Origin of the sequence: Rubellimicrobium mesophilum DSM 19309 (assembly GCF_000600335.2) — a bacterium.
Lineage (GTDB): Bacteria > Pseudomonadota > Alphaproteobacteria > Rhodobacterales > Rhodobacteraceae > Rubellimicrobium > Rubellimicrobium mesophilum.
Map to the genome: position 1 here is coordinate 1 of NZ_KK088611.1, position 20,706 is coordinate 20,706.

At 73.2% G+C, this 20,706-nt stretch carries 23 protein-coding genes and 2 pseudogenes; 6 read left to right on the forward strand and 19 right to left on the reverse strand.

Annotated elements, in window-relative coordinates; genetic code table 11:
- Positions 1-478: 478 nt before the first annotated feature.
- Positions 479-1,453, forward strand: coding sequence for an aromatic amino acid exporter YddG (gene yddG / locus RUMESO_RS19825; RefSeq protein WP_082484367.1), 975 nt, complete (start codon positions 479-481; stop codon positions 1,451-1,453).
- Here the strand turns inward: yddG and RUMESO_RS24585 are convergent.
- From RUMESO_RS24585 to RUMESO_RS19835, 3 genes are all read right to left on the reverse strand, one after another.
- On the reverse strand, positions 1,431-1,598 hold the full coding sequence (locus RUMESO_RS24585; RefSeq protein ID WP_082484370.1) for a YdcH family protein: 168 nt from the start codon (positions 1,596-1,598) through the stop codon (positions 1,431-1,433). The two genes, yddG and RUMESO_RS24585, sit on opposite strands and share 23 nt — an antisense overlap.
- Before the next feature lie 131 nt (positions 1,599-1,729).
- Complete coding sequence (locus tag RUMESO_RS19830; protein WP_037282833.1) at positions 1,730-2,476, reverse strand: tRNA1(Val) (adenine(37)-N6)-methyltransferase; 747 nt, start codon at positions 2,474-2,476, stop codon at positions 1,730-1,732.
- Positions 2,469-2,684 carry a putative signal transducing protein gene (locus RUMESO_RS19835; RefSeq protein ID WP_037282835.1) on the reverse strand — a complete coding sequence of 72 codons (216 nt, stop codon included), beginning with the start codon at positions 2,682-2,684 and terminating at the stop codon, positions 2,469-2,471. The genes RUMESO_RS19830 and RUMESO_RS19835 overlap by 8 nt, the downstream gene beginning before the upstream one ends.
- Positions 2,685-2,740: 56 nt before the next feature.
- On the opposite strand from RUMESO_RS19835, the gene RUMESO_RS19840 reads away from it, so the two are divergent.
- Complete coding sequence (locus tag RUMESO_RS19840; RefSeq protein ID WP_037282837.1) at positions 2,741-3,739, forward strand: polyprenyl synthetase family protein; 999 nt, start codon at positions 2,741-2,743, stop codon at positions 3,737-3,739.
- Here RUMESO_RS19840 and RUMESO_RS19845 read toward each other — a convergent pair.
- Positions 3,715-4,089: a winged helix-turn-helix transcriptional regulator gene (locus RUMESO_RS19845; protein ID WP_037282839.1), complete on the reverse strand. Its 375-nt coding sequence runs from the start codon at positions 4,087-4,089 to the stop codon at positions 3,715-3,717. The genes RUMESO_RS19840 and RUMESO_RS19845 overlap by 25 nt on opposite strands.
- Positions 4,090-4,227: 138 nt before the next feature.
- Between RUMESO_RS19845 and RUMESO_RS19850 the strand changes: the two genes are divergently transcribed.
- Positions 4,228-5,082 (forward strand): SDR family oxidoreductase, encoded by an 855-nt coding sequence (locus RUMESO_RS19850; RefSeq protein WP_037282841.1) that lies wholly within the window; start codon positions 4,228-4,230, stop codon positions 5,080-5,082.
- A gap of 13 nt (positions 5,083-5,095) precedes the next feature.
- Here RUMESO_RS19850 and RUMESO_RS19855 read toward each other — a convergent pair whose 3' ends face one another.
- From RUMESO_RS19855 to RUMESO_RS19865, 3 genes are all read right to left on the reverse strand, one after another.
- The gene (locus RUMESO_RS19855; RefSeq protein WP_037282843.1) at positions 5,096-5,953 is read right to left on the reverse strand and encodes a 4-(cytidine 5'-diphospho)-2-C-methyl-D-erythritol kinase; all 858 of its coding nucleotides are present in this window, start codon (positions 5,951-5,953) and stop codon (positions 5,096-5,098) included.
- Positions 5,946-7,634 (reverse strand): tetratricopeptide repeat protein, encoded by a 1,689-nt coding sequence (locus tag RUMESO_RS19860; protein ID WP_051521529.1) that lies wholly within the window; start codon positions 7,632-7,634, stop codon positions 5,946-5,948. The genes RUMESO_RS19855 and RUMESO_RS19860 overlap by 8 nt, the downstream gene beginning before the upstream one ends.
- 209 nt (positions 7,635-7,843) lie before the next feature.
- On the reverse strand, positions 7,844-9,502 hold the full coding sequence (locus tag RUMESO_RS19865; protein ID WP_037282845.1) for an electron transfer flavoprotein-ubiquinone oxidoreductase: 1,659 nt from the start codon (positions 9,500-9,502) through the stop codon (positions 7,844-7,846).
- Positions 9,503-9,796: 294 nt separating this feature from the next.
- On the opposite strand from RUMESO_RS19865, the pseudogene greA reads away from it, so the two are divergent.
- Positions 9,797-10,266, forward strand: a pseudogene (greA, locus tag RUMESO_RS19870) (transcription elongation factor GreA).
- Positions 10,267-10,296: 30 nt separating this feature from the next.
- Here the strand turns inward: greA and RUMESO_RS19875 are convergent.
- Both RUMESO_RS19875 and mobA read right to left on the reverse strand, forming a co-directional pair.
- Entirely contained in the window at positions 10,297-10,878 is a 582-nt protein-coding gene (locus tag RUMESO_RS19875; protein WP_037282847.1) for a GNAT family N-acetyltransferase, read from the reverse strand.
- 40 nt (positions 10,879-10,918) lie between these two features.
- Complete coding sequence (gene mobA / locus RUMESO_RS19880) at positions 10,919-11,506, reverse strand: molybdenum cofactor guanylyltransferase MobA (protein WP_037282849.1); 588 nt, start codon at positions 11,504-11,506, stop codon at positions 10,919-10,921.
- A 104-nt stretch (positions 11,507-11,610) separates the two neighbouring features.
- On the opposite strand from mobA, the gene RUMESO_RS19885 reads away from it, so the two are divergent.
- The gene (locus tag RUMESO_RS19885) at positions 11,611-12,291 is read left to right on the forward strand and encodes a DUF7002 family protein (RefSeq protein ID WP_037282852.1); all 681 of its coding nucleotides are present in this window, start codon (positions 11,611-11,613) and stop codon (positions 12,289-12,291) included.
- 8 nt (positions 12,292-12,299) lie between these two features.
- Here RUMESO_RS19885 and RUMESO_RS19890 read toward each other — a convergent pair whose 3' ends face one another.
- From RUMESO_RS19890 to RUMESO_RS19900, 3 genes are all read right to left on the reverse strand, one after another.
- Positions 12,300-12,878 carry a hypothetical protein gene (locus tag RUMESO_RS19890; protein ID WP_051521530.1) on the reverse strand — a complete coding sequence of 193 codons (579 nt, stop codon included), beginning with the start codon at positions 12,876-12,878 and terminating at the stop codon, positions 12,300-12,302.
- On the reverse strand, positions 12,878-13,090 hold the full coding sequence (locus RUMESO_RS19895; RefSeq protein ID WP_037282855.1) for an aa3-type cytochrome c oxidase subunit IV: 213 nt from the start codon (positions 13,088-13,090) through the stop codon (positions 12,878-12,880). The genes RUMESO_RS19890 and RUMESO_RS19895 overlap by 1 nt, the downstream gene beginning before the upstream one ends.
- Positions 13,091-13,156: 66 nt before the next feature.
- Positions 13,157-14,845 (reverse strand): acyl-CoA dehydrogenase, encoded by a 1,689-nt coding sequence (locus tag RUMESO_RS19900; RefSeq protein WP_037282858.1) that lies wholly within the window; start codon positions 14,843-14,845, stop codon positions 13,157-13,159.
- An 84-nt stretch (positions 14,846-14,929) separates the two neighbouring features.
- Here RUMESO_RS19900 and RUMESO_RS19905 point away from each other — a divergent pair, with 84 nt between their 5' ends.
- The gene (locus RUMESO_RS19905) at positions 14,930-15,880 is read left to right on the forward strand and encodes an L-threonylcarbamoyladenylate synthase (RefSeq protein WP_037282861.1); all 951 of its coding nucleotides are present in this window, start codon (positions 14,930-14,932) and stop codon (positions 15,878-15,880) included.
- 161 nt (positions 15,881-16,041) lie between these two features.
- Here the strand turns inward: RUMESO_RS19905 and RUMESO_RS19910 are convergent, their stop codons facing one another.
- The 7 genes and pseudogenes from RUMESO_RS19910 to RUMESO_RS25915 form a co-directional block, all read right to left on the reverse strand.
- Positions 16,042-16,725 carry a hypothetical protein gene (locus RUMESO_RS19910; protein WP_037282864.1) on the reverse strand — a complete coding sequence of 228 codons (684 nt, stop codon included), beginning with the start codon at positions 16,723-16,725 and terminating at the stop codon, positions 16,042-16,044.
- A gap of 251 nt (positions 16,726-16,976) precedes the next feature.
- Complete coding sequence (locus tag RUMESO_RS19915; RefSeq protein ID WP_037282866.1) at positions 16,977-18,545, reverse strand: GMC family oxidoreductase; 1,569 nt, start codon at positions 18,543-18,545, stop codon at positions 16,977-16,979.
- Between the two features lie 18 nt (positions 18,546-18,563).
- Positions 18,564-19,085: a gluconate 2-dehydrogenase subunit 3 family protein gene (locus RUMESO_RS19920; RefSeq protein WP_037282869.1), complete on the reverse strand. Its 522-nt coding sequence runs from the start codon at positions 19,083-19,085 to the stop codon at positions 18,564-18,566.
- Positions 19,086-19,122: 37 nt separating this feature from the next.
- Entirely contained in the window at positions 19,123-19,521 is a 399-nt protein-coding gene (locus RUMESO_RS19925) for a VOC family protein (RefSeq protein ID WP_037282871.1), read from the reverse strand.
- Between the two features lie 106 nt (positions 19,522-19,627).
- Positions 19,628-19,921 (reverse strand): ribbon-helix-helix domain-containing protein, encoded by a 294-nt coding sequence (locus RUMESO_RS19930; RefSeq protein WP_037282880.1) that lies wholly within the window; start codon positions 19,919-19,921, stop codon positions 19,628-19,630.
- A gap of 143 nt (positions 19,922-20,064) precedes the next feature.
- On the reverse strand, positions 20,065-20,391 hold the full coding sequence (locus RUMESO_RS19935) for a hypothetical protein (protein WP_037282873.1): 327 nt from the start codon (positions 20,389-20,391) through the stop codon (positions 20,065-20,067).
- A 25-nt stretch (positions 20,392-20,416) separates the two neighbouring features.
- Positions 20,417-20,706 (reverse strand): annotated as a pseudogene (locus RUMESO_RS25915) (hypothetical protein); the annotation flags it as partial.

Below are 20,706 nucleotides of genomic sequence, written 5' to 3' on the forward strand. Positions count from 1 at the left end.
CGCAAGCGCTCTCCTGCTCTGAGGTCGTGAGCGGGCCGGGGGGGAGGCGTCGCGGGGCGGCGCTCCTGATGCGGGCCAGGATGGGCGAGAGAGGTTAACGATCCGTTACCCGGGCGTTCGGTGGGGGGTGGGGCGACGCAACACCCCGGGGGCAAGGCTCTGATCCAGCTCGCAAACCGCTCGGGCCGGGGTGTTGCGTCGCCCCTGGCGGGCGTGGGCTCGCCTCCCCCATGCGGCGGGGCGAATCAGTGCCGTGGGCGTAGGGCCGGCGAGCGCGCATCCTCCGGGGAGATCGGATGGCCGCCGCCGGACGGAGCCCTCGTGCGGGCGACGTGGCTCAGGGGCCGGGACGGCGGACCATATGCCGATGGGGCGCGCGACCGGGAGGGGGCGCTGGGAAGGCGACGGAGCCTGGAAGGGCGGGACAGGGGCCGGACGGGGGTCGCGGAGCGGGGCGCGCGCCGCTAGAAGCCCGGCCATGACCCGCCTCCGTGCCACCCTGATCGGATTCGGCGCCGTCCTGCTCTGGGCGCTGCTCGCTGTCCTGACCGTGCGGACGGCGCCGGTGCCGCCCCTTCTGCACAACGCGCTGACCTTCGGGATCGCGGCGCTCGTGGGCCTCGCCTGGGGCGGGGCGACGAGGTCGCTGGGGGAGCTGCGGCGCATTCCCTGGGGCGTCCATGCCTTCGGGGTGGCGGGGCTCTTCGGGTATCACCTGCTCTACTTCAGCGCGATGCGGCTCGCGCCGCCGGCCGAGGCGGGGCTGATCGCCTATCTCTGGCCGCTGTTCATCGTGCTGCTCTCGGGCCTCCTGCCCGGCGAGCGGCTGCGGCGGGGGCATCTGGCCGGCGGGGCGCTGGCCTTCGGGGGGGTGGCGATGATCGTGCTGGGGCGCGGGGGCGGGGCGGGACCGGCGCCGAACCCGGGCCTGGGCTTCGTGCTGGCCTTCGGCTGCGCGATGACCTGGGCCGTCTATTCGGTGGTGTCGCGCCAGCTCGGCCGGTGGCCGACCGTGGGGGTGACCGTCTCCTGCGCGGGGACGGCGGCGCTGTCGCTGGCCGCCCACCTCCTGCTGGAGGAGACGCTCTGGCCCGCCTCGGCCGGGGGCTGGCTCGCGGTCGCTCTCCTGGGCCTGGGGCCGGTGGGGCTCGCCTTCTTCCTCTGGGACGTGGGGGTGAAGCGGGGGGACATCCAGCTCCTGGGCGTGGCGTCCTACGCGGCGCCGCTGCTCTCCACGCTGGCGCTGGTCGCGGGGGGCGCGGCGGAGGCGACCTGGGGGCTGGGGGTCGCCGCGCTCCTTGTCGCGGGCGGCGCGGCGCTGGCGGCGTGGCCGGGGCGAAGGCCCCCGAGGGCCATCCCGGCGGAGCCCCGACGCCCCGGGACGCCAGGGGGCCCGGGCCAGCAGTCCCGGGCCGAAGGGTTCGCGGCTCTCAGGGCGCGGCGAGGCGCGTGATCTCCTCCTTGAGCTGGAGCTTCTGCTTCTTCATCTTGGCGATTTCGAGATCGTCGGTCCCAGGGCTTCGCTGGGCCTCCTCGACGGCCTTCGACAGGGTGTCGTGCTTCCTCCGAAGTTCCTCAAGGTGACCGTTAAGGCTCATGGGGTCGTCCTCCGTGCAGTGGATGCCTGCCCGCCCGAGTCGAGCACAGTTTCACAGAACTGTCACGTTGCGCGGCGTCGCATCCTGCGGCCGGGCGATTGTCCGCTTGGGCGCCGCCGTGCGAGGGGGACCTAGGGCCAGGGTAAGCTGGTTCCACCCCTCAGGACCGAAACCGCCCAGGGGGCGAAGTCCTTGCCGTCCGGGCCCGGGGGGCCGTCGTGGAGCGGCAGGGAGGGCAGAAGGCGGAAGGGCGCGCGGCCGCCCTTGCGGGCGCGCAGGAGGATCAGGCGGGGCTCGTGGCCCGGACGGGGGGCGAGGGGGAGGATCTCGGCGGAGCCCAGCGTGGCGGGAAGGCCGGCGAGCGCCTCGGGCAGGCGGGCCGTGGGCTGGATGAGGGTGAGGATGCCGCCGGGGCGGAGGCGGCGGCCGGCGAGGGCGAGCCAGGCCGAGAGGGGGGCGGGGCCGCCATGGGCGAGGTCGCGGCCGGGGTCCTCGGCCCGCGTGGAGGCGGCGCGGTCGTAGTAGGGCGGGTTCATCAGGACGTGGTCGACGGCGCGGGCGCGGAGGCCCGGCGGCGGTTGGGCCACGTCGCCCTCGATGACCTCCAGGGCAAAGCCGTTCAGGGCGGCGTTCGCGCACGCCAGCGCCGCGTAGGCGGGCTGGAGTTCCAGTCCGGCCAGGGTCAGGCCGGGGACGCGGGCCCCGAGCGCCAGGATCGCCGCGCCGGCGCCGCAGCCGAGCTCCAGGGCGCTCTCGCCGGGACGGGCGGGGACGGCGGCGGCGAGGAGCATCGCGTCCATGCCGGAGCGGAAGCCCTTGCTGGGCTGCCTCAGGCGCAGGCGGCCGCCGAGGAAGTCGTCCTCCGTGAGGTCAGACACCCCGGTCGATGCCGTTGTCCTCGAGGACGGTCACGGCCTCGTCGAAATCGTCCCTGCGCACCATGAGGCGCCGGGGCAGCACGCCGATGGAGCCTTCGAGGACGCTCATGTTGTGGTCGAGCGGGAAGCAATCTATACCCTCGCCCCGCAGGAGCGCGGTGGCGAAGGCGATGACGGTGGGGTCGGTGGTGCGCAGAAGCTCCCGCATGGTCCCGGCAGGCTAGCCGTCCGGGCCCTCCCATGTCGAGCCTTTGGACCCCGAATATGAGCCTGGATCACGCCCGCGCGAAGCCCCACGACCGCCTTGCGGCGGCGCTGGAGGAGGACCTCGCCGCCGTGGGCGCGCTCATCCGCGAGCGGATGCAGTCCGAGGCGGCGCCCCGCATCCCGGCGGTGACGGCGCACCTGATCGAGGCGGGGGGCAAGCGGCTGCGACCGATGCTGGTGCTGGCCGCCGCGCGGCTGCTGGGCCATGGCGGACCGTTCCATGTCCACCTCGCGGTGGCGGTGGAGTTCATCCACACGGCGACCCTGCTCCACGACGACGTGGTGGACGATTCCAAGCAGCGGCGCGGGCGGCCGACGGCGAACCTCCTTTGGGACAACATGAGCTCGGTGCTGGTGGGGGATTACCTCTTCGCCCGGGCCTTCCAGCTCATGGTGGAGCCGGGGAACCTGCGGGTGCTCGACATCCTGGCCAACGCCTCGGCGACGATCTCGGAGGGGGAGGTGCTGCAGCTCGTGGCGGCGCGGGATCTTTCGACGAGCGAGGCGACCTATCTCAAGGTCATCCGGGGCAAGACGGCGGCGCTGTTCTCGGCGGCGACGGAGGCGGGGGCGGTGATCGCCGGGGCCTCCGGGGCCGAGGCGGAGGCGCTGCGCGAGTACGGCGACGCGCTGGGGATCGCCTTCCAGATCGTGGACGACCTCCTCGACATCGAGGGCACCGACGCCATCGGCAAGAACCGGGGCGACGACCTGCGCGAGGGCAAGCTCACGCTGCCGGTGATCCGGGCGCTGGCGGGGGCCTCCGGGGAGGAGCGGGACTTCTGGACGCGCGTGATCGGGCGCGGGAAGGTCGAGGAGGGCGACGTGGAGCGCGCCCGGGAACTCATGGAGCGGCACGGGGCGCTGGCCTCGACCCGCGCCGAGGCGGAGTTGTGGGTCGGGCGGGCGAAGGACGCGCTCCAGCGGCTGCCGGAGCATCCGGTGAAGGAGATGCTCGCGGACCTCGCCGACTACGTGGTGGCGCGGGAGGTCTGAGCGTCGTAGGCGCGCTGCGCCTCGACGACCTTCTCGATGTGGGTCTCGGCCCAGTGGGCGAGGGCGGCGACCGTCTCGGAGAGCGTCCGGCCAAGGGGCGTGATCGAGTATTCCACCGTGACGGGCACGGTCGGGAAGGCCCGCCGCGCGATCAGGCCGTCGCGCTCCAGCCGCTTGAGGGTCTGGGACAGGACCTTCTGCGACACGCCCTCGATCTCGCGCCGGAGCGCGTTGAAGCGGCGGGGCTCCTGCGCGAGGAGGTCGAGGACGAGGACCGTCCATTTGTCGGCGAGGCGGTCGAGGACGAGGCGCGTGGGGCAGGCCTCGGAATAGACATCGTAGGGGAGCATCCGTGCCTCCGGGGCGGTTTCCGGCGGGTGACCAAGTGGCGCGAAGGTGCCTTCTTTTCGAGGCTGACCGGATGTGCCAAGTGATTTCCAGCAGAAACCAGGTTTCGATTGGAAACCATATAGACGAGGATGACGCGGATGTCAGGACGGATTCTGGTGCTGGGCGCGACCGGCACGGTGGGGGCGCCTCTCGTGGCCGAGCTGGTGGCCCGGGGCGAGCGGGTGCGGGCGGCGTCCCGGCGCGCGACGGAGGTCCCGGGGGCCGAGGCGGTGCGGTTCGACCACTTCGACCCGAGCACGCACGAGGCGGCCTTCGAAGGCGTGGACCGGGCCTATGTGCTGATGCCCTCGGGGCACCTGAACGTGGTGGAGACCCTGGGGCCGATCATGGACCTCGCGGCGCGCAAGGGCGTCAAGGTGGTGTTCCAGAGCGTCTTCGGCGTGGAGGCGGACGACTCGATCCCCTACCGGCAGGTGGAGCTGCGGCTGGAGCGGAGCGGGGTGCCCTTCGTGATCCTGCGGCCGAACTGGTTCATGGACAACTTCCATACCTACTGGGGCGAGAGCATCCGGCGGCAGGGCGTCGTCGCGGTGCCAGCGGCCGAGGGCCGGACGAGCTTCATCGACGCGCGGGACATCGCCCTGGCCGCCGCGGCGGCGCTGACCTCGGACCGCTTCGACGGGCGGGCCTTCAACCTGACGGGGCCCGAGGCGCTGAGCCACCACGAGGCGGCGGCGGTGCTGTCGGCCGCGCTGGGGCGGACGGTGACCTACCGGCCGGTGGACGACGAGACCTTCGTCGGGATCATGACGCAGGCGGGCGTGCCCGAGGACTACGCCCGCTTCCTGGCCGCGATCTACTACCCTGTCCGCGAAGGCTGGGCTTCGGCGGTCACGGGGGCCGTGGCGGAGCTGACGGGGCAGGAGCCGCGCGACCTGAGGGCCTATGCCCGCGATCACGCGGCGAAGCTGAAGGTGGATGCGGCGGCCTGACAGGCCCCGCCCCTCACGCTGCCAGCACCGGCGCGGGGGCGACCCACCACCCTTGCCGGGCGAGCTGGATGATGCGGGCGGCGTTCCTTGCGACGCCCGCATCCCTGGTCACCCCCACGCAGGTCGCGCCGGAGCCCGACATGACGGCGGCGAGGACGCCGGGGGTCTTGCGAAGGGTCTCCAGCACCTCGGTCACGGCCGGCGCGAGGGTCTCGGCGGGGGCTTGGAGGTCGTTCCGCAGGGTCTTGAGCCAGGCGGCGAAGTCCTCGGGCTTCTTCGCCTCGGGAGGCTCGGGGAGGGGCGGGTTGTTCTTGCGGGCCAGCGCCCGGAACACGTCGCGGGTGGGCAGCGTCGCGCCGGGGTTCACGAGGACGAGGCCGAGCGAGGGGAGGCGGGGCAGGGGCTCCGTCCGCTCGCCGCGCCCGCGCATCCGCACCGGGGTGGGGGCCTGCAGGCAGACGGGGACGTCGGAGCCGAGCGCCAGCACCTCGGGCGCGTCATGGGGGAGGGGCTCGACCTCCCAGAGCTTGGCGAGGAGGCGGATCGCGGCGGCGGCGTCGGAGGAGCCCGAGCCGATCCCGGCGCCGTGGGGGAGGTGCTTGAGGAGCCTGATGGCGGCGCCCTTGGTGACGCCCCGCGCCTCGCGCAGCGCGCGGGCGGCGCGCAGGACGAGGTTGGTCTCGTCGGTCGGCACGCCCGCCGCGAAGGGGCCGGCGACCGAGAGCGTCAGGTCGCGGGACACGGTGGCCGAGAGCTGGTCGCCGGCGCCGGCGAAGACCACGAGGCTGTCGAGATGGTGGTAGCCGTCCGGCCCCTGGCCGGTGACGTGCAGCGCGAGGTTCACCTTGGCCGGCGCGAAGCCCTTATCCACCCGTGCTCTCCGGCGGCAGGGCGGCGGTCTCCTTCGGGGGGTCGGCGGCATCGAGGCCCTTCGCGAGCTTGCGGTGGAGCGTCTCGGCCTCGTCGGGCTCCGGGTCGAAGCTGAGCGCGCGGCTCCACTGGAAGCGGGCCTCCCGCTCGCGCCCGACGCGCCAGTAGGCGTCGCCGAGATGGTCGTTCACCACGGGATCGGTGGCGACGAGGGTGGCGGCCTTTTCCAGTTGCTCCACCGCCTCCGGGTAGCGGGCGAGGCGGTAGTAGGCCCAGCCCAGCGAGTCCACGATGGCGCCGTCGTCGGGGCGGAGCGCCACGGCCTTCCGGATCAGGTCCAGCGCCTCGTCGAGCTTCTCGCCCCGGTCCACGAGCGTGTAGCCCAGGTGGTTCAGGGCCTGCGGCTGGTCGGGGCGGAGCTGGAGCGAGCGGCGCAGGTCGGCCTCGGCATCGGGCCAGTCGTCCTGGGCCTGGCGGGCCAGCGCCCGGGTGAAGTGGAGATACCAGAGATTGCCGGCATCGGCGGGCGAGAGGTCGATGGCGCGGCCATAGGCGGCCTCGGCGTCCTGCGGACGGTCCATGCCGCGCAGGAGGTCGCCCAGAGTGGCCTGCACCTCCGGAAGGTCGGGGTGGTCCTGGGCGAGGCGGGAGAGGACCTCGAGAGCGGCTTCGTCCTCGCCCTGGCTGCGCAGGACCGAGGCGCGGCCGAGCTCGGCGGCGAGGGCGTCGGGATCGTCGGAGGGGACGCTCGCGAAGGCCTCGCGCGCGAGGTCGGGCTGGCCCAGGTCGGCGAGGAGCTGGCCCGCGAGGAGGGCGGCGTCGGCCTCGTCCGGGTCGAGGGCGAGGGCGGCGCGGGCGAGGATCACGCCGTTGGTCGGGTCGTCGCCGGCCACGACGGCGGCGAGGTTCAGGTAGGCTTCGGCCAGCCCCTCGGCGGGGGAGGCGATCAGGTCGAAGGCCACCGGGGCATCGCCCTGCAGGCGGACTCGCAGGGCGGCCAGGAGGGCGTCGGGCGACTTGCCCGCGACCTCGTCGATGAGGCGCAGCGCCTCGTCGCGGCGGCCCAGGGCACCCAGCACCTCCGCCTCCGCGAGGACGGCGCGGCGGGTGCGCTGGACCCCCTCGGAGTCGGCGAGCGCGAAGGCCGCCCGGGCGCCGTCGAGGTCGCCCAAGAGGGCGAGGGCCAGGCCCTTGTGGTAGAGGGCGAAGGGCTTGAGGCTGGGGGTGCTGGCCAGCTCGTCGAAGGCGGCGAGGGCCTTGCCCGTCTCGCCCTCGCCCATCCAGGCCCAGCCGCGCGCGAGGCCGTCGGCGATGGGGCCCACGCGACGTCCGGCCTCGAGGTCCCTGAGGATCGCGCGCCAGTCGTCGGCCTGCGCGGCGGTCACGGCGCGGGCGAGGGCGGCGACGGCGCTCGGCTCTCCCGCCGCGACGAGGCGGTCGGCCAGGGCGCGCGCCTCGGGGAGGCGGCCCAGCGCGAAGTCGGCGAGGAGGGCGCTTTGGAGGAAGCGGGCGTTGGCGGGGTCCTGCCCGAGCGCCCGGGCGTAGAGGTCGGCCACGGCAGGCAGGTCCTTGGCCGCCTCGGCCGCGCGGGCGGCGAGGTAGGTTCCCGCCGGCGTCGCGCCCTGCGCCCCAGTCCCCGTCTGCGCCCCGGCCCCCGTGGCGGCGCCGAGCGCCCATGCCATCACGAGCCCCCCGAGCAGGGCGGCTCCTCGTCCCATCGCGTGCAAGGCTCTTGTCCCGTGTCGTGCTGTCCCGGGCCGGAGGTTAGGTGCCGGCGCCGGGGGGTGCAATCGGGGGCGGGCCACGATCGCGAGACCGGCCCCGCGACCGGCGATTTCCCGCCCTTCCGGGGAGATGGGCGGGACATCGCGCCGGGGAAGGGCGCGGCCCTTCACATATTGGGGTAGTTCGGCCCGTCGCCGCCTCGCGGAGCCGTCCAGACGATGTTCTGCGACGGGTCCTTGATGTCGCAGGTCTTGCAGTGGACGCAGTTCTGGAAGTTGATCTGGAACCTCGGGCCCGTGGGCTCCTCCACCACCTCGTAGACGCCGGCCGGGCAGTAGCGCTGCGCGGGCTCGGCATAGAGGGGGAGGTTCACCGCGATCGGGATCGCGGGGTCCTTGAGCTTGAGGTGCGCGGGCTGGTCGGGGTCGTGGTTGGTGCCCGAGAAGGCCACGTTGGTCACGCGGTCGAAGGAAAGCTTGCCGTCGGGCTTGGGATACTGGATCGGCTTGTGCTTGGCGGCGGGCTCGGTGCTCTCGGCGTCGGTCTTGCCATGGCGGATCGCGCCGAAGACCGAGCGGTTGAGCAGCGTCTGCGTCCACATGTCGAGACCGCCGACGCCGAGCGAGGCCATCAGGCCGTAGCGGCTCCAGAGCGGCTTGACGTTGGCCACGGCGCGCAGGTCGCGGCCGATGGCGCCGGTGCGGACGACCTGGTCGTAGTCCTCCAGGAGGTCCCCCTCGCGCCCCGCGGCCAGCGCCGCCTGCGCCGCCTCGGCCGCGTGGATGCCCGAGAGCATGGCGTTGTGGTTGCCCTTGATGCGCGGCACGTTGACCATGCCGGCCGAGCAGCCCAGGAGCACGCCGCCGGGGAACACGAGTTTCGGCAGCGACTGCCAGCCGCCCTCGTTGATGGCCCGCGCGCCATAGGCGATGCGCTTGCCGCCCGTGAGCAGCTCCGCGATCAGCGGGTGGTGCTTGAAGCGCTGGAACTCGCCGTAGGGGTAGAGGTAGGGGTTGCGGTAGTTCAGGTGGACGACGAAGCCCACGTAGACCTGCCGGTCGTTCAGGTGGTAGACGAAGCCGCCGCCGCCCGCGCCCTTCTTCAGGGGCCAGCCCATCGTGTGCAGCACCTTTCCGGGGCTGTGGAGGGGCGAGTCGACCTCCCAGAGCTCCTTCATGCCGAGGCCGTATTTCTGCGGCTCGCGCCCCTGGGCCAGGTCGTAGCGGGCGATCGCCTGCTGGGAGAGGGAGCCGCGCACGCCCTCGGCGAGGAACACGTACTTGCCGCGCACCTCCATCCCGGGCTCGTAGTTAGGGCCGGGGGCGCCCTCGAAGCTGCCATCGGGCACCTTGCCGAATTCGCCCGCGACGACGCCCGCGACGCGGTCGCCGTCCATCACCAGCTCGGAGCAGCTCATGCCGGGGAAGATCTCGACGCCCAGCTCCTCGGCCTGGGTGGCGAGCCAGCGGCAGACGTTGCCCATCGAGACGATGTAGTTGCCGTGGTTGTCCATCAGCGGCGGCATGACGCGGTTCGGAATCCGCATCTTCCCGCCCTCGCCCAGGACGTAGAAGCTGTCCTCGGTCACCGGGACGTTCAGGGGCGCGCCCTTCTCCTTCCAGTCGGGGATCAGCGCGTTCAGGCCCACCGGGTCGAGGACCGCGCCCGACAGGATGTGGGCGCCGACCTCGGAGCCCTTCTCCAGCAGCACCACCGACAGGTCGGGGTCGAGCTGCTTCAACCGGATCGCGGCCGACAGGCCCGCCGGGCCGCCGCCCACGATCACGACGTCGTAGTCCATGGATTCCCGCTGCACGTCGGCCATGCTTCGTCCCCCTCACGCTTTGGGGTCCTGACCTAGACATTCGCGCGCGAAAGCGCAAATGCGACACGGTGACGAGCGCCCAGAACATCGTCCGGGGGTCGGAGCCCCGCGGGGAACGCCGGGCCCTGGCAGGGCGCCGAGCCTCCGGCGCCATGTCCGGCCCGGGGTTCGGCGGACAGCCCCGCGCCACGGGGCCCGGCCATGGGCAGGCCAGTCGGCCCCTTGACTTCGGGGGGCCCCGCCGCGTTATCAACCTGTCTCTTGTTGTTGCCCCGTGAGCACGGGAAAGGACCTATGGAAAAGATTCCCCTCACCCGCGCAGGCTACGAGAAGCTGGACGCCGAGCTGAAGCACCTCAAGAGCGTCGAGCGGCCCGAGATCATCGCCGCCATCGCCGAGGCGCGCGCGCATGGCGACCTCTCCGAGAACGCCGAGTACCATTCCGCCAAGGAGAAGCAGAGCTTCATCGAGGGGCGGATCAAGGAGCTCGAGGGCATCCTCTCGCTGGCCGAGGTGATCGACACCGCCAGGCTGTCGGGGCCGATCAAGTTCGGCGCCACGGTGCAGATCGTGGACGAGGACACCGACGAGGAGCGGACCTACCAGATCGTCGGCGAGTACGAGGCCGACATCGAGAACGGCCGGCTCAACATCAAGAGCCCGCTCGCGCGGGCGCTGATCGGCAAGGGCGTGGGCGACAGCGTCGAGGTCCGCACCCCGGCGGCGAGAAGAGCTACGAGGTGCTGGGCGTCTCGTATTCGTGACTGGCCGGTAGCGCGGGCCGACCGGCGGGGTCAGCCCAGCCGCAGCACCATCGTCGTCGCGGCGTCGAAGCGGAAGACGTAGCGCAGGAGCCCCGTGGAGTGGCGGGCCACGGCGCGGTAGCCCTTGCGCTCGTAGAGGGCGCGGGCGCGGGTGTTGTCCTCCACCACGTCGAGGCGGACCTCGTGGTAGCCGCGCGACCGCGCCTCCTCGGCGATGGCGTCGAGGAGCCGGGTGCCGACGCCCCGGCCGCGCGCCTCGGGGGCGACGAAGATCCCGTCCATCAGGAAGCGGACGTTGTCGGTGTCGCGGGAGAGGAGCGCGAGGAGCCCGAGGCGCCAGGTCGCGCCGATCCGCCCGTAGACGCGGGCCATGTCGGCGAAGTCGCCGCCCACCAGCGAGCCGTCGTAGGTCTTGAAGCCGGCGACGCCCAGGAGGCGTCCGTCCGTGTCCCAGGCGCAGACGGCATGGTCGGGCGAGAGGACCCCCTCGATGAAGCGAAGCGCCCGGTCGCGGGGGCCCAAGGCGCGGCCGAGCTTCGCGCCGAAGGCCTCCCAGTAGAGGGCGGCGATGGCGGGGCGGGCGGCGTCGGGAAAGCCCTTGGCGATGCGCATGGGGGCATTCTTGGTCGGGGGACTGCGGAATCCAGCGTTTTCAGAGCCAGCGGCGGGCCCGAGCCAGGTCCTCGGGCGTGTTGAGGTTGAGGAAGGGGTCGGGGCCGTCCAGGGGAGAGGGGAATTCGACGGGCCGGGCGCCATGGGCGGTCGCGAAGGCCTGGACCCTGCGGAGACCGTCGGCGAGGTCCTGGCGGAGGACCCCGGCGAGGGCCGAGGGCCAGAGGGCGGCGATGGGATGGGGACGGCCGCCCGAGGTGGCGAAGGCGGGGGCGCCCGCCAGCGTCAGGCGGGCCGCGAGGTCGGTCGGCAGGAAGGGTGCGTCGCCCGGAACGGTGAGGATCGTGGCGGCGCCGAGCGACCGGGCCCAGAGCATCGCGGCCAGGACCCCGGCGAGGGGACCCGGATGCCCCTCGACAGGGTCCAGGAGGATGGGGAGGCCATGGGCGGCGAAGCGGGCGGGATCGCCGTTCGCGTTGATGGCGAGGGGGCCCGCCTGCGGAGCGAGGCGGGCGAGGACGGCGGAGAGGACGGTGCCCCCGCCGAAGGGCAGGAGCGGCTTGTCCCCGCCGCCCATCCGGCGCGCGAGGCCCCCGGCGAGGACGACGGCGGGCGGTGCATCGGGCATGGCGGCCTCCTCGTCCCGCGCTCTAGGGCCTGGGGGGCTCGGACGCCAGCCCCCGGGGCTGGACGGGCGAGCGGGGCGAACCATCTCCGGCCCGGGAGGGCGGCATGACCGAGGCCGAACTGGAGGAGTTCCTGACCGACCATCCGGTGCTCTACCACATGGCGGAGGCGGGGAGCTGGCCGTCGATCCGGGAGAGCGGCCTGCTCAGCACCTCGGCGCTGCTCGATCTCTACGGGGTGGAGGGGGCGGCGCGCGAGGCAATCGAGGCCGAGCGGCGGCCCGGCTCGGTGGTGCTGGAGAGCCCGGGCCTGGGCCGCGCGGTGATCCGGGACAACCGGCCGCTGAACGCCAAGAGGCTCGCGCGGGCCCTGCCCCCGGATCTGCCGGTGGCGGAGTGGCTGCGGCTGCTGAACGGGCGGGTGTTCTTCTGGCTGACGGAGGAGCGGCTCGGGCGGCTGCTGGGGGCGAAGCTCTACCGGGACGAGGCGCACGACGTGCTGGAGGTGGAGGCGGCGGCGCTGGTCGCGGCGCATCGGAAGAGGATCGAGCTCTCGCCCATCAACAGCGGGGTGACGGACCCGTTCCCGGCGCCGCGCGGGCGGGACACGTTCCGGCCCATCGCGGACTACCCTTATGCGGAGTGGCGGCGGAAGCGGGGCCGGAGGGGCGAGCCCGTCGTGGAGCTCGCGGTGCTGGGCGGGGTGCCGGACGTCGCGCGCGTCGTCCGGCGGGTCCGGCGGATGCGGGGCGACCGGGTCGAGCGGGTGCTCTGGGAGCGGGGCTGAGGGGGCCGTCAGCCCGCCTCGGCCGGGGGCTCGCCGTGGACCTCGACCGTGGTGACGCCGGGGAGACGGCCGAAGCGGGCGGCGAGATGCTCGGGGAAGAAGGTGGAGCCGAGCGATTCGAAGCCGGGGAGCTGGCGCAGGATGTCGGCGGTCGCGTTGGTGCACATGGCCATGCCGACCGGACCCTTGGCCTTGGCGAGGGCGAGCGCCTGCTCGGCCACCTCGGGCGGGACCTGCACCTCCTGGCGGACGTAGTAGTAGCCGTCCTGGGCCTGGTAGCGGAGGTAGTCGGCCTCCACGGCGGGCGAGAAGCCGTAGAGGACGTCGTTCCGCTCGGGCACGCCGGGATGGGTCCAGCCGCCGAAGGGGTCGAAGAGGACCCGCTCGCTCGCGCTGATGAGGAGGGCGGTGTGGGCGCCTTGGCCGTCCCCCTCGTTCCGCACGGTGACCAGCGCGAGATAGGTCGGGCCCGGGGCCTGGTAGCGTGCCTTGGCGAGGTCCGCGTCGGGGGCCCAGACCGACTCGGCGTTCATGCCGCAGCCGGCGAGCAGGAGGGGCAGGCCGAGGAGGAGGGCGCGGCGGCGCATCAGCCGTTGACGAGGGCCATGAAGATCAGGACCACCGCGACCAGGATGCACATGCGCGTGACGAAGCGCATGAAGGTCACGAAGGTCTGCTGCTGGCGGGTGATGTCCATGGTGCCGAGCTCGTGGGTGCCGGTGACATGGGCCTTGGTGGCATAGGCCAGGGTCTCGTGGGCGATGGCGCCTTGGTCCTGGGTCTGGGCGTGCTGGGCCATGGCGGCTCCCTCTGGGTCTGGTCCGGCCGGGAATTAGCCCATCGTCCGGGCGCTGTCACGCCCCCCTCAGGAGGACAGGTCGGCGGGCGTGACCGCGAGGACGGCCTCGGCCCCGTCCCGCGCCTGGGCGAGGAGGCCGGGCACCTCGGGCAGGCAGCGGCGGGCGTAGAAGGCGGCGAGGCGGCGGCGGGCGCCGTCCCCGGCCATGGCGGCGCGGAGATGCGCCCGGCCCCCGAGGACGCGGGCGAAGGCGCGGAGATACGGCGCCGCCCCGGCGCCCCGGTCGGCGGGGTGGTCGAGGAGCCAGTCGGTGGCCTCGCGCAGGGATTCCGCAGCGCGCCAGACGGGTCCGGCGAGGTCGGGAAGGTCCGCGCGGGCGCGGGCGGCGGCGTCCTCAACCTCGTCGAGGAGGCGGCCCACGGCCTCGCCCCCGTCCGAGAGCTTGCGGCCGACGAGGTCGAGGGCCTGGATGCCGTTGGTCCCTTCGTAGATCGAGGTCACGCGCACGTCGCGGGCGTATTGGGCGGCGCCGGTCTCCTCGATGAAGCCCATGCCGCCGTGGAGCTGAATGCCTGCTTGCGCGACCTCGTGGCCCACGTCGGTCCCGAAGGCCTTGGCGATGGGGGTGAGGACGGCGGCGCGGGCGGCCCAGGCGGGGTCGGAGGTCGCCTGCGCCATGTCGAGCGCCACGGCGCAGTCGAGCGCGATGGCGCGGGCGGCGAAGAGGTCGGCCTTCATCTGCGCGAGCATCCGGCGGACGTCGGCGTGCTCCACGATGGCCCCGGCGCCGCCCTGCCGGCGGGTGGTGGCCCAGTCGAGCGCGGCCTGGAAGGCGGCCTCGGCGATCCCGATGCCTTGGACGCCCACGCCGAGGCGGGCGTTGTTCATCATCGTGAACATGCAGGCCATGCCGCCGTGCGGAGGGCCGACGAGCCAACCCTTGGCCCCCTCGTAGGCCAGGACGGCGGTGGGCGAGCCGTGGAGGCCCATCTTGTGCTCGAGCTTGAGGACGCGGAGCGCGTTCGCCTCGCCCGAGGTGCCGTCGCCGTTGGGCAGGTACTTGGGGACGACGAAGAGCGAGATGCCCTTGGTGCCCGGAGCCGCGCCGGGCAGGCGGGCGAGGACGGCATGGGAGACGTTCTCGGTGAAGTCGTTGTCGGCCCAGGAGATGAAGATCTTCTCGCCCGTGATGCGGAAGGCGCCGTTGCCGTCGGGCTCGGCCCGGGTGGTCAGCGCCCCCACGTCCGAGCCCGCCTGCGGCTCGGTCAGGGCCATGATGCCGGACCAGTCGCCGGAGGTCAGCTTCGGGAGATAGAAGGTCTGCAGGTCGGGAGAGCCATGGCGGCTCAGGGCCTCGATCTGGCCCTGGGTGAGGAGCGGGTTGAGCTGGAGCGCGAGGCAGGCGCCCGACATCATGTCGTTGACGGCGGTGGCGACCGTCAGCGGCAGTCCGGCGCCGCCCCAGCGGGAATCGGCGGAGAGGCCGACCCAGCCGCCCTCGGCGATAGCCCTGTAACCCTCGGCGAAGCCGGGAGAGGTGCGGACGACGCCGTTCTCCAGCTTCGCGGGGTGGAGGTCGCCGGAGCGGTTCAGCGGCGCGAGGACCTCGTCGCAGAGGCGGGCGGCCTCGGAGAGGACGGCGCCCACGGTGTCGGGCGTGGCCTCGGCGAAGCGGGGGGTCGCGGCCACCTGCGACAGGCCCGCCACGTGGTCGAGATGGAAGCGCAACTCGGAGAGCGGCGAGCGGTAGGGCATGAGGTCCCTCGGCGGCGGGGCTAGGCAAGCGGCGAGGCGGAGCCTAGAGGGGGCCGTTGCCAGCGCAAACCGGAACGCCACGTCATGACCGACAGCGAAACGCGACGTCTCGGGCCCGACGCCAAGGGAGTCGCGGAGGCCGCCGCGATCCTGCGCGGGGGGGGCCTCGTCGCCTTCCCGACCGAGACGGTCTATGGGCTCGGGGCCGATGCCGGGAACGGGCGGGCGGTGGCGGGGATCTACGCCGCCAAGGGGCGGCCGAGCTTCAATCCGCTGATCGTGCACGTCGAGGGCGCAGAGGCCGCCGGGTGGCTCGCCGAGGTGACGGACAAGGCGGCCGACCTGATGGCCGCCTTCTGGCCGGGGCCGCTGACGCTGGTGCTGACGGCGCGCGAAGGGACGGGGCTGTCGCCGCTGGTGCAGGCGGGTCTGCCCACGGTGGCGCTGCGGGCTCCGGCGCATCCCCTGGCGCGGGAGCTCCTGCGCGAGGCCGGGCGGCCGCTCGCGGCGCCCTCGGCCAACCCCTCGGGGCGGGTGTCGCCGACGACGGCGGACCATGTGCTGGCGGGGCTCGCAGGCCGGATCGACGCGGTGCTGGACGGCGGCGCCTGCCCGGTGGGGGTGGAGTCGACGATCCTGGCGCTGGACGGGCCCCCTCGGCTCCTGCGCGCCGGGGGGCTTCCCGTGGAGGCGCTGGAGGCGGCGCTGGGCGAGCGTATCGGAGTGGACACCAGCCCCGAGCGGGTGGCAGCACCGGGGCAGATGGCGTCGCATTACGCGCCGAGGGGAAGCATGCGGCTGAACGTCCGGGAGCCCGAGCCCGGCGAGGTGATGCTCGGGTTCGGGGACGTTCCCGGGCAGCTCACGCTCTCGGCCACGGGGGACCTGCAGGAGGCGGCGGCGAACCTGTTCGGATGCCTGCACGCGCTGGACGCGATGGGGGCGGAGCGGATCGCGGTGGCGCCGGTGCCGGACCGGGGCCTGGGCCGCGCGATCAACGACCGGCTGCGGCGGGCGGCGGCGCCGCGCGGCTGAGGATCCCGCCCCCAGCCGGGTCCCGGGAGCAGGCAGGACATGCGCTGCCCTGAGCGACGGAGGCGGAGGCTCGGCCCCTGTGGGTGCGACCTCCACGGCGATGGAGCCGGGTTGCGTTGGGCGGCGCGTCCGAGCGCCGGGACGCGCCGCCGGCGACCGACTCAGCCAGGCCCGGCGATGCCGAGGGAGGTGGCCGTGTCCGCGCCGACCTCGCAGACGGCGGCCTTGGAGAGCGTGGTGCCCACCGTCGGCGTGGCCGGCCCGGATTCCGCCTCGGTCCCGGCGGCGATTTCCTGGGAGGTTGCCGCGTCGGCGTCGTCGCCCGCGCCGGCCGCGACCTCCACGCCCGCGTCCATGGTGCCGTCGGCGGGGGCGCCGGGCTCGGTTCCCGGCTCGGTGTCGGCGGCGGTCGCCTGGACGTCGGACACGGCGTCGGCAGCCCCCTCGGCCGGGGCGGCGTCGGTGCTGCCGGCCGCGTTCACATCCGAGGCGATGTCGGGCGCCGCGCCGCCCGCCGCCGTGCTCGTCGCGTCGGCCCCGTCCGCCACCGTCTGGCCGTCGATGGTGGAGTCCATCTGCGTGTCCACCGCCACGTCGGGCGCGAGGTCGGTGGCGTCGGCCTGGACCGAGGTGTCGGCCATGGTGGAAAGCTCGGTCCCGAGCGCGTCCCACTCGGCGAGGAGCGTCTCCGCCTCCACGCCGCAGGCCTGGGCCGCGAGGTCCACGGGGATCTCGACGACCGTGCCCTCCACGCTGATGCCCACGGTCCGGGGGTCGTCCTGCGCCAGGACAGGCCCCGACAGGGCAAGGAGCGCCAAGGCCGCGACGGCGATGCGGTGGGACATGATCCGACTCCTCTGCGTGCCGCGCGCCCCGAGGTCGCCGGCGTTCCTCCCGAGGCCCTCGACGGACCCCTCCCGGGGCGAACCAACCGGAGCGGGCCGGGTTCCGCCGAGCGCGGCGCGCGGCGGGCCGACCCTTGCCACCGTTCCGCGTCCGGCACGTTGGCCCACGCCGACTACGAGTAGCGCGGCGGTCGGACGGGAATGGGGAGCGGTGGCCCGCTCCCCCGATCGAGCGCAGCGGGCGGAGCCCGTCAGAGGTTGCCCGCGCTCATCTCGCTGGCGATGTGGTCGGCCTGGCGGATGGCCAGCGCGACGATGGTCAGCGTCGGGTTCTCGGCCGCCCCCGTGGTGAACTGCGAGCCGTCCGACACGAAGAGGTTCGCGACGTCGTGCGACTGGCCCCAGCGGTTGACCACGCCGTCCCTCGGGTTGTCGGACATCCGGTTGGTGCCGAGGTTGTGCGTCGACGGATAGGGCGGCGTCGGGAAGCTGCGCACCGCGCCGGACGCCTCGTGGATGGCCATGCCGCGCTCGTAGGCATGGTCGCGCATGGCGACGTCGTTCGCGTGGTCGTCGTAGTGGACGACCGGCGTGGGCAGGCCATGCTGGTCGAGCACGTCGGTGTCCACCGTGACCCGGTTCGTCTCCTGCGGCATGTCCTCGCCCACGATCCACATGCCGGCCATGTTCTCGTAGCCGTCGATGGCCGAGGTGAAGCTGCGGCCCCAGCCGCCGGGGTCGAGGAAGGCCGCCATGAAGGGCAGGCCCAGCGACAGCGTCTCCAGCTCGTAGCCGCCGACGAACCCGCGCGAGGGGTCGTGCCGGGCCTCGTCGCGCACGATGCCGGCCATGGTCGTGCCGCGCCACATCCGCACCGGCTTCTCGAAGACCGAGTAGACCGAGCCCGTGGTGTGGCGCATGTAGTTGCGCCCGACCTGCCCCGAGGAGTTGGCGAGCCCGTCCGGGAACATCGACGAGGCCGAGTTGAGGAGGAGGCGCGGGCTCTCGATGGTGTTGCCCGCCACGCAGACGAGGCGCGCGGCCTGCCGCTGCTCCTGGCCGTCGGCGTCGAAGTAGACGACGCCCGTGACCTTGCCGGTGTCGTCATGCTCGATCCGCGCGGCGTGGGCGCGCTCGCGCACCTCGAGGAAGCCGGTCTCCTCGCCCAGCGGGATCTCGGTGTAGGCGGTGGACCACTTGGCGCCCCACTTGCAGCCCTGGAAGCAGAACCCGGTCTGCTGGCAGGACATCCGGTCGCCGTACTCGATCGAGTTGATCGCCATGCGGCCGGTATGGACCTCCTCGTAGCCCAGCGCCTTGGCGCCCTTCTCCAGGACGAGGTAGTTGTTGTTCCCCGGCAGGCCCGGCAGCCCGTTGGTGCGGGTCACGCCCATCTTGGCCTCGGCCTTGGCGTACCAGGGGTCCATCTCGGCCGCGTCGATGGGCCAGTCGAGGAGGCTCGCCCCGGCCACCTGTCCGTAGTTGGTCAGCGTCTTCCACTCGTGGTCCTGGAACCGGAGCGAGGCGCCGGCCCAGTGGGTCGTGGTGCCGCCCACCGCCTTGACGATCCAGGTGGGCAGGCCGCCGAAGTCCCTGGCCACGCGCCAGCCGCCGGTCGCCTTGCGGGTATCGAGCCAGGCGAGCTGGCCGAAGCTTTCCCATTCGTCGTTGATGTAGTCCTGCGGCAGGTAGCGGCCGCCGGCCTCCAGGGCCACCACCTTGATGCCCTTCTGCGCCAGCTCGTTGGCCAGCGTCCCGCCACCCGCGCCAGAGCCGATGATGACCACGCTGTCGTCGTTCAGGTCGTACTTCGCAACCATGGTCCGCGCCTCCCCGCCTCAGAGCCAGTCGATGTCGTTGAAGCCGCGGTCGATGTAGCCGCCATGGCTGTAGCTCTCGCCCTCGTAGCCGAAGAGCGGCCAGACCTCCTTCTGGTTGTAGAGCCCGGTCACGAGGCCCGCCCGGATGGTCTGAAAGAACTCGCCCTGCTCGATGGCCTTCAGCATCGCCACGCGGTCGTCCTCCCAGCCGGCCGCGAGGTAGCTGTCGAACCCCTTGCCCCTGGCGGCGGCGTTCAGGGCGGCGATGCCCTCCTCGATCATGGGGGCCTGCTCCGGGGTGTCGTAGCCCTTGACGGCCACCACGTAGCGGTCGTCCGGGATGCGGTCGTGCGGGTAGATGTCCCGCGCCATCTGCACCAGCGTGGCCATCGTCTCGGGCTTGAGCGCTGCCACCTCGACTGCCCAGGCGGCCGACTGCCCGGTCACCCAACTGGCGCCGACGAGGAAGCTTCCGCCCGCCGCGACGCTGCGCGCGAGAAGCTCGCGGCGGGTCAGGCCCGCGCGATCGATCTTGGTCATGTGTCCTCCTCCCTGGGTTCGTTCGTGCCTTGGGGGTTCAGCGGAACCGTCCCGCCTTCTGAAGCACCTCGATCTGGTAGCCGTCGGGGTCGGCGACGAAGAAGAACCGCGCGATGGGCTCGCCGCCGTCGGGGGCGAAGCTCACCAGCTTGCGGGGGCCGAGGCCCGCCTCGGTCAGCCGGGCGTGCTCTCCCTCGAGGTCGTCGACCACCACGGCGAGGTGGCCGTAGCCGTCGCCGAGATCGTAGGGCTCGGTCCGGCCCTTGTTGACCGTGAGCTCCAGCTCGAAGTCGGCCTCGGGGTTGCGCAGGTAGACCAGCGTGAAGGTCTCGAAGTCGAGCCGGGTGTCCACCGTCAGGCCGAAGGCCCGCTCGTAGAACGCCAGCGACCGCGCCTCGTCGAGGACGCGGATCATAGAATGGACCGCCTTGGCCATTGATCCTCCCTTTCCGTGTCGTCCGTTCGGACGTCGTTGGAGGGAGGTTAGGGCGCGCGGGAGGCGCCCGGGTAGTAGCGGGCTACTACATGACGGTTTCTTGAGCCTACTCGGCGGCCATGGCCCAGGCCGGGCGGGCGTCCCCGCGCGAGGCGTGGATCACGCAGGCGCAGCGCAGCAGGGAGGCGAAGTTGCGCGTCTCGCCCCGAAGCTCCATCACCTCGTCGTGGAGGCGGGACACGAAGGCGGGCGTCGTCATCCCCTCGCGCCGGGCCATGTCGTCGAGGATGCGCCAGAAGCTGCTCTCGAGCCGGATGCTGGTCGAATGCCCGTTGAGACGGATCCGCCGCGTGACCGGCTCGTAGGTCTCGGGGGCCTGGCCGGCGTAGACTTGGCACATGCGCGCCTCCACCATCTCGTCCTGGGTGGGAAGCTTAGGTCGGGGCCGCGCGTCGGGCAAGGAGGGCAGGCCGGTCCGTCCGCCCGAGCGACGGACCCCTGTGGCCGCGCCCCGGTCCCCGGCGGAAAGGCGCCGGTCGGGCACTAACGCCGGTGGTTGCGATCGATCCAGTCGCGGAGGCCCTCGGCCTCCTGGCGGGCGTCGCGGAGGCCGTCCATGGCGGCGCGGAGCTCGGCGTCCTTCTGCAGGAGGAGGCTCTCCAGCTCGCCCTCGCGGGTGGCGAGATAGGCGAGCGCCTGGTCGCGCGTCTCCTCGGCGTCGTGGAGCGCCTGGGCCATGCGGTCGAGCTCGCCGATCTCGGCGCGGGTGACGCGGGTGAAGCGGTTCACGAGCCAGCCCGCGAACCAGCCGAGGCTGAAGGCCACGAAGAGGATGACCGCCGTGGCGATGATGAACTCGGTCCTGTTCACGTCCGTCCCCGTCCCGGCGGCGCCCTCAGGGGCGCGCCGTCCCCTCCTCGTCCTCGTCGCCCGTCTGCCCGTCCGAAGGCGCCCGGCCATCGGAGGAGGGCTCGGCCCGCGCCGCTTCATCGGACGCGGCGGCCCGGGGCGCAACCCCTTCGGTGGCCGGGGCGGCCTGGGCGTCGTCCTCCGGGGCGGCCGGGGAAGCCGTGGCGGGCTTCGCGCCGTCCGCCTGGGCGACCGGAGCCGGGGAGGCGGTGGCGGGCGCGGGCGTCCCGGCCGGCCAGACCATCGCCCGCGTGGTGGAGGACCGCTCGGTCGAGG